Origin of the sequence: Mesorhizobium sp. M2A.F.Ca.ET.039.01.1.1, assembly GCF_003998035.1 — a bacterium.
Lineage (GTDB): Bacteria > Pseudomonadota > Alphaproteobacteria > Rhizobiales > Rhizobiaceae > Mesorhizobium.
Map to the genome: position 1 here is coordinate 1 of NZ_RZRY01000357.1, position 6,618 is coordinate 6,618.

General features: G+C 62.1%; 9 protein-coding genes. 7 read left to right on the forward strand and 2 right to left on the reverse strand.

Annotated elements, in window-relative coordinates:
* The 3 genes from EOA24_RS23515 to EOA24_RS23525 all read left to right on the forward strand — a co-directional run.
* Positions 1 to 627, forward strand: a 627-nt coding sequence (locus EOA24_RS23515; RefSeq protein ID WP_127410114.1) for an ASKHA domain-containing protein, incomplete at its 5' end; no start/stop codon positions are given.
* Between the two features lie 183 nt (positions 628 to 810).
* On the forward strand, positions 811 to 996 hold the full coding sequence (locus tag EOA24_RS41785; protein WP_040982459.1) for a hypothetical protein: 186 nt from the start codon (positions 811 to 813) through the stop codon (positions 994 to 996).
* A gap of 307 nt (positions 997 to 1,303) precedes the next feature.
* A complete protein-coding gene (locus tag EOA24_RS23525; RefSeq protein WP_126082171.1) occupies positions 1,304 to 2,320 on the forward strand; it encodes an alpha/beta hydrolase in 1,017 nt (338 codons plus the stop codon).
* Between the two features lie 226 nt (positions 2,321 to 2,546).
* Here EOA24_RS23525 and EOA24_RS23530 read toward each other — a convergent pair whose 3' ends face one another.
* Complete coding sequence (locus EOA24_RS23530; RefSeq protein WP_042645025.1) at positions 2,547 to 3,446, reverse strand: LysR substrate-binding domain-containing protein; 900 nt, start codon at positions 3,444 to 3,446, stop codon at positions 2,547 to 2,549.
* Positions 3,447 to 3,665: 219 nt separating this feature from the next.
* Here EOA24_RS23530 and EOA24_RS23535 point away from each other — a divergent pair, with 219 nt between their 5' ends.
* The 4 genes from EOA24_RS23535 to EOA24_RS43950 all read left to right on the forward strand — a co-directional run bounded on the left by EOA24_RS23535 (position 3,666) and on the right by EOA24_RS43950 (position 5,781).
* Complete coding sequence (locus EOA24_RS23535) at positions 3,666 to 3,851, forward strand: hypothetical protein (RefSeq protein WP_042645026.1); 186 nt, start codon at positions 3,666 to 3,668, stop codon at positions 3,849 to 3,851.
* Positions 3,852 to 4,202: 351 nt separating this feature from the next.
* Positions 4,203 to 4,337 (forward strand): hypothetical protein, encoded by a 135-nt coding sequence (locus EOA24_RS43945; protein ID WP_126082170.1) that lies wholly within the window; start codon positions 4,203 to 4,205, stop codon positions 4,335 to 4,337.
* Positions 4,338 to 4,648: 311 nt separating this feature from the next.
* Positions 4,649 to 5,587 (forward strand): GlxA family transcriptional regulator, encoded by a 939-nt coding sequence (locus tag EOA24_RS23545; RefSeq protein ID WP_348526999.1) that lies wholly within the window; start codon positions 4,649 to 4,651, stop codon positions 5,585 to 5,587.
* An 11-nt stretch (positions 5,588 to 5,598) separates the two neighbouring features.
* Positions 5,599 to 5,781 carry a DUF1778 domain-containing protein gene (locus tag EOA24_RS43950; RefSeq protein ID WP_281059011.1) on the forward strand — a complete coding sequence of 61 codons (183 nt, stop codon included), beginning with the start codon at positions 5,599 to 5,601 and terminating at the stop codon, positions 5,779 to 5,781.
* Here the strand turns inward: EOA24_RS43950 and EOA24_RS23555 are convergent, their stop codons facing one another.
* The gene (locus EOA24_RS23555) at positions 5,782 to 6,564 is read right to left on the reverse strand and encodes an ABC transporter ATP-binding protein (protein WP_126082168.1); all 783 of its coding nucleotides are present in this window, start codon (positions 6,562 to 6,564) and stop codon (positions 5,782 to 5,784) included.
* Positions 6,565 to 6,618 lie beyond the last annotated feature (54 nt).

Here is a 6,618-nt window from a genome sequence, read left to right on the forward strand (position 1 = left end):
GAGATGTATCTGTCCGGCATCATTTCGGAGGACGGCGTCGTCGACGGGTCGCTTTCGGCGCGCTCGCCGCGCATCGTGGCCAACGGCCGCACCTTCTCCTATGTGCTGAAGGAAGGCGAGCCGAAGATCACCATCACCCAGAACGACGTCCGCGCCATCCAGCTTGCCAAGGCGGCGCTCTATGCCGGCACCAAGCTGTTGATGGAAAAGCAGCACACCGATCATGTCGACCGCATCCATCTCGCCGGCGCCTTCGGCTCCTTCATCGATCCGAAATACGCCATGGTCCTTGGCCTGATCCCGGACTGCGACCTCGACAAGGTCTCGGCCGTCGGCAACGCCGCCGGCGCCGGCGCGCGCATGGCGCTCTTGAACCGTGGCTACCGTCGCGAGATCGAAGAGACGGTGAGCAGGATCGAGAAGATCGAGACGGCGCTGGAACCGAAATTCCAGGAGCACTTCGTCTACGCCATGGCGCTGCCGAACAAGGTCGACCCCTTCCCCAAGCTGGCCGCCGCGGTGAAGCTGCCGCCGCGCAAGGCAATGAGCGAGGACGGCGCCGCAGGCGACGCCACCCCGCGCCGGCGCTCACGCGAGGAGCGCGCGGCACGGCGGGGCCGCGCGTAGGCTTCTTTCCGCCTCCAACACTTCAACTTCATTTGCATGCAAATGTTTCCGAATCCGCGCGATCCGGAAACCGAAGCGCTGTTCTCGCGAAATCGACCCGATACAGGCGTGACGCATTTAGCGGCCATCGCATGGCGGCCGGGGATCATTCGCGGCCGCCGCTGGTCTTCAAGGGAGAAGAAAATGTCAATGTTCGGAAATCTCAGCCGCTTCGGTGTCACCATCAGGCAGGCTCATGCCAGGAACAAGGCGATCCGCGCGCTCAACGATCTGCCGGCGCATGTCCAGAAGGATATCGGCTGGCCGGCCTCGCCGCCGAGCGATCCTCAGGCAGCACTGCACAAGCTGCTCCTGGGCACGCCGCGCTGATGACCTTCGCCGACAAATGCAAGCTGCTCGGCAAGCGCCGGGGCCGCGATGCGGCTCCGGCGGCGGGCGACAACAAGCTGCGCGCCGCGCTGCTGCCGAAGCGGCGCTAAGCAATTCCAGGGAAAGCGCGCAGCGACTGGCTCGTCGACTTCGCCATAGCCCTCCGTAATTGCGTAGACAGGGAAACCGGCACCACCGGATCACGCCGATGTGCCAGCGTGAATCCTTGACATTTTTAACTGCGGTACGATCTTCGAAAAGCGGGGGGAATTCTCTTAGTCGGCTCTGCCGAGATCCGTGTATCCGCATGCCCAGTTTGAAAAGCCACCTCGTTTCGTTCGTACTGCGGCACAGCCGCAAGAAGGCGTTTTCCAGCCCCGAGAACCTGCAGCGCTGGATCGCCTATGCCCGCAAGACCGAGGACCATCATCCGCCGGCCTTGCTCAAGGCGCGGCTGGACATAACCGAGACCGAGATCGACGGCTTTCCCGTCTATGAGATCGCGCCGAAGGCGGGCGAACGCCGGCGCATACTTTACCTGCATGGCGGCGCCTATGTTTTTCAGATCACCTCCTACCACTGGGGGCTGATCGCCGAGATGGCCGAGCGTCTCGGTTTCGGAATCACCGTGCCGATCTACCCGATCGCGCCCGAGCACGATTTCCACGACATGTTCGGCATGGTCGGCGACGTCTACCGGCACATGCTCGAAAGGACCGACTCGGAGGACATCGTCTTCATGGGCGATTCCGCCGGCGGCAACATGGCCGTCGTGCTGACCATGATGGCGGCCAAGGAGGGCCTGCCCTCGCCGTCGCGCCATGTGCTGATCTCGCCCGGCCTCGACGTTTCGCTTGCAAATCCTGAAGTCTTCGAGGCCGAGCGCCAGGATCCTTGGCTGGGCATTCCGGGTGGGCTGGAAGCGGTGCGGCTCTACAGCGCCGGTTTCGACCGCAAAGACTGGCACATCAGCCCGCTTTACGGCGACTTGTCCCTGCTGCCGAAAACGCTGCTGCTGACCGGCTCACGCGACATGCTGACACCAGACAATCTCATCTTCGCCGAACGGGCGCGGGCTGCCGGCGTGGAGGTGGACGTGGTCTACGAGGAGGGCATGTTCCACGTCTGGCCGCTGATCGAGATGCCGGAAGCGCGCCGCGCGCGCGACAGCATCGTATCGTTCCTGAGGGATGAAGCCCGCGGTCAAGCCGAAAGGGAGACGGTCGACTCGTCGGCCAAGGGCCTATCAAGAGTTCCGTTGATGACCGGATTTGCGAGTACGAAGATCGCATCGGCGATTTCATCGCTTCGATCGGGGTGGTAGCCGATATCGTCCCTGAGTTCGATCAGATTTGCCCATTCCTCCACGTCGGACGCGGCTAGCTCCCCCGTGAGAAAGCGACGGAGCGTCCTCGCTATGTGATCGGCGCTAAGGACAACGATCGGCGTATCCGACCAGCCAAGCTCGTCAATCATGTCGGTCAGCCGCTCAATCGGCTTTGCGAACGCAACGAGGTCGCTGAGCACCGAAAATCGGTCCATCACGTTCGTCAGAACTTGCCGGTTTCGCGGAACAGTTCGAACGTCGCCCGGATATGGTCGGCCACGGCCTTCACCGGCGCGCTGGCGTCGGGCGCCACCACCATGGCGAGATTGTAGGTGCCGATCTCGGGCATGCCGTCCTTGGCGCCCAGCGAGACCATCTCGTCGCCGAGGAAGGATTTCGGCAGCGGCGCCACCGCAAGGTCGGCCATGATTGCGGCGCGCTGGCCGGCCGTGTGGGCGCTCATATAAGCGATGCGATAGTTGCGGCCCTCGCGTCCGAGCGCTTCGAGCGCGCCGGCCCGCCAGGCGCAGCCCTCCTCCCACAGCGACACCGGCAAAGGTTCGCGCAGATGCGCGCAGCCGCCCTTGGCGCCCGCCCAGACGATGGGCTCGGTCAGCAGAACCTCCGCGCCGACGGCACTGGTCTTGTAGGAATTTGTGAGCAGCGTGATGTCGAGCGCGCGGTCGTCCATGCGCCGGCGCAGATTGATGCTCTGGTCGATGGTGACGTCGACGGCGATCGAGGGATGCGACTGCGCAAAGCGCTTCAGCACATGCGGCAGCACGCGCTCGCCATAGTCGTCCGGGGACCCAAGCCGCACCACGCCGACAATGTCGGGGATGATGAACTTCGACACCACCTCGCGGTTGATCGACAAAAGCCGGCGGGCATAGCCGAGCAGCATCTCGCCATCCGTCGTCAGCGTCACCGAACGCGCATCGCGCGCGAAGACGGAACGGCCGAGAATATCTTCCAGCTTCTTGATCTGCATGGAGACGGCCGACGGGGTGCGGAACACCGCGTTGGCGGCGGTGGTGAAGGAGCCAGTCTCGGCGATCGCCACGAAGGTGCGCAGCACATCGAGGTCAAGCAGCGGCAAAGGGTGATTGAGCGGGGCGTTCATGGGAGCCGACCTTCAATTTTTCTGATGCAATCCATCATTCCATTTCGTTTGATTGAACATCAGTCCGGGCGCATAGTCAACTCAATCGATGCAGGATGCTGCCAAAAGCAGCCATGAGACGACCCTGACACAGTCCTGCAATCGACATGAAATGAAGCTGAAACAGACCTGACTTAACGCAGTGACGGGCGCCTCCCTGCCCGCATAGAGGAGAAAGAAATGTCTATCCTGTCGTCCATCGGTCGGCTTGCGACCGAATTCAGCGCGGCCCGCGCCCGCTATCAGACCGAACGCGCCATCCATGCGCTGCCGATCGAACTGCAGAAGGATATCGGCTGGCCGGAAGCAGCCGACGTAAAGACCGGCTTGCGCCACGGTGTCGGAAGCTGGGCCGGAGCGAAGTAATCACGTGTGTATGGAGATCTGAAGGCCTGCCGCGTCAGCTCGGCAGGCCTTTTTGTTTGTTTTAGGCCTTTTTGTTTGCATCAAACGACTTTTACAGCCATGCCGCCGCTGCATGACGCATATGAACCACTCGCATAACGGGTTAACAGGCCAGGTAAAGCACTGTAAATAATAGGAAATTGTGAGCACGTTGCCCAAAAATGTCGCAAATCGTGTCGCTTTTCATATCAAGCGCTTCGTTTTTGCGATTTAGTTTTTGCCGAAGCGAGCCTATATCGGCGCCAGCAAAAACGAGCTGCCCCACTCCATCAAGCGAAGGCGACCCGTCTGAGCAACCAAATGGAGATGATGATGAAGCTCTTTGCCCGCCTGTTTGCCCGCCGCGAAGTGAACCTGACGACCGCTCTGGAGCGTCAGCGTCTCGCCAAGACCATGCCCGGCCAGACCGGCGCCGTGGCCGCTGCTCGTCTCGGCTTCGTTGCCTGAGACAATCCAGTACCGATTAGCTGAATTCAAACGCCGCCCGGCTTGCCGTGGCGGCGTTTTCATTTCGGTATTGCCACTTGTCGTCGGTGCAGCGACGCCCTGCGGTTGCACCTATTGCCCATTTGCGACTCGTGTCGCAAATTTAATCTTCACTTAGCCGCCTACCCGATTGACAGGAATGGTTTTTCCTGTTGTCGCTATGCTGTTCGCGACATCCTGTTCGCGTCATGGCTGCGTGAGGTTTCACCGTGAATGCCGTAAAGCACCCGATCAAGAGATCGTTTGTATTCTTCCTCGTTCCCGACTTCACCATGATCGCCTTCGCGACGGCGCTCGATCCGCTTCGCTCGGCCAACCGGATGCTCGGCTATGAGGCCTATAGCTGGCGCCTGGCGAGCATCGACGGCAAACCGGTTCGCGCCTCGAACGGCGTCGAATGTGCCGTCAACACCTCGCTGGAGGAGGAGCGCAGGAAGATGGCCGGGCCGGACCGGCCGAACATGGCGATCGTCTGCAGCGGCATCAATGTCGAGCGCTACCACAACAAATCGGCGTTCGCCTGGCTGCGCGAAGAGTATAATCGCGGCGTCGCCGTCGGCGGCCTGTGCACCGGCGCGCATATCCTGGCCGCCGCGGGCCTGCTGTCCAACAAGCGCTGCGCAATTCATTGGGAAAACCTGCCGGGCTTCTCCGAGGCCTTCCCGAAAGCCAATGTCTTCGCCGACCTCTTCGAAATCGACCAGAATGTCTACACCTGCGCCGGCGGCACCGCCGCGCTCGACATGATGCTGAAGCTGATCGGCGATGATTTCGACGAGAGCCTGGTCAACCGCGTCTGCGAGCAGGTGCTGACCGACCGCGTGCGCAGTCCGACCGATCGCCAGCGCCTGCCGCTGCGTGCCCGCCTCGGCGTTCAAAATTCCAAGGTGCTCACCATCATCGAGTTGATGGAGGCGAACCTCTCCGAACCGCTGTCGCTGATCGAGATCGCCGACCATGTCGATCTGTCGCGCCGGCAGATCGAGCGCCTGTTCCGCACCGAGATGGGCCGGTCGCCCGCCCGCTACTATCTGGAGATCCGGCTCGACCGCGCCAGGCATCTGCTCATCCAGTCGTCGCTGCCGGTGGTCGAAGTGGCAGTCGCATGCGGCTTCGTTTCCGCCTCGCATTTCTCCAAATGCTACCGCGAACTCTATGCCCGCTCGCCGCAGCAGGAGCGCGTCGACCGCAAGCAATTGCTGGCGGCTTGATCAGGTGTCACATGACCACGAGAGCGACTCAATTCGACAATCTGGCCGACCGGCGCAGCTTCGGTCTCGACGCGGAGAAATGGGCTGCGTTCATGGCGACTCTGGAAGCTCCCGTCCGTGATCTTCCACGGCTAAAACGTCTCTTGAACGAGCCAAGCATTTTTCCCGACCCGATCCAGTATGTGTCGAACTGACTACACCTGCGCCGTCCGCATCGCCTCGATACGGATGTCTTCGGTGAGCTGCGCCTTGAGCGCCGAGAATTCCGGGCTGGTCTTCAGCGTGTAGTGGCGCGGATGCGGCAGGTCGACTGGCACGTCCGACTTGATGCGGCCGGGCCGGGCGCTCATCACGATCACCCGCGACGCCATGAAGATCGCCTCTTCGATGTCATGGGTGACGAACAGCACCGTCTTCTTGCGCCGCTCCCAGATGCCGAGCAGCAATTCCTGCATCAACCCGCGCGTCTGGTTGTCGAGCGCACCGAACGGCTCGTCGAGCAGCAGGATTTCGGGATCGTTGGCCAGCGCCCGCGCAATTGCCGTGCGCTGCTGCATGCCGCCCGAAAGCTGTTTCGGCCAGTGGCTCTCGAAGCCTTTCAGGCCGACGAGATCGATATAGGAGGCGACGATCTCGTTGCGCTCGCGCTCGGGCCGGCCTTGCTCGTGCAGGCCGAAACCGATGTTTTCGGCGACCGTCAGCCAGGGAAACAGCGTGTAGGATTGGAACACCATGCCGCGGTCTGGTCCCGGCCTTGTGACCGCCTTGCCGTCGAGCAGCACGCGGCCCGTGCTCGGCGCCTCCAGTCCGGCGACGATCCTGAGCAAGGTCGACTTGCCGCAGCCGGATGGCCCAAGGATGGTGATGAAGTCATTCGCCGCGACCGCGAGGTCGACCGGCTGCAGCGCCCGCACCGGCTGCCCGCCCCCTACCCCGGCAAAGGTCCGCGAGACGCCTTCGATCAGCAGCTTGCTCATGCCAGGCTCCATGGAAAGAGCCAGCGGTTGAGCGCCTTGAAGGCGAAATCGGAC